Here is a 255-nt window from a genome sequence, read left to right as displayed (position 1 = left end):
GGACGATCACCGCGACGTCGGCGACCGCCTCGTGCCGCGCCAGCACCGCCTCGACCTCGCCCAACTCGATCCGGAACCCGCGCAACTGCACCTGCAGATCCGACCGGCCGAGATACTCCAAACGCCCGTCGCTGCGCCACCGGGCCAGGTCACCCGTGCGGTACATGCGCGTCCCGGGCCGACCGTAGGGGTCGGGCACGAACCGTTCGGCGGTCAGCGCGGGACGGTTCCAATAGCCGCGCGCCAAACCGGCCC

1 protein-coding gene is annotated in these 255 nt (G+C 72.2%); it reads right to left on the bottom strand.

Annotation, left to right across the window (positions count from 1 at the left end):
• Positions 1-255, bottom strand: a 255-nt coding sequence (locus QSK22_RS33580) for an AMP-binding protein (protein ID WP_285498558.1), incomplete at both ends; no start/stop codon positions are given.

This window comes from Actinomadura sp. NBRC 104425, assembly GCF_030269545.1.
GTDB classification, from domain to species: domain Bacteria; phylum Actinomycetota; class Actinomycetes; order Streptosporangiales; family Streptosporangiaceae; genus Spirillospora; species Spirillospora keratinilytica.
Note: the sequence above shows the minus strand (reverse complement) of the source record. Positions and strands in the feature narration are given on the sequence as shown.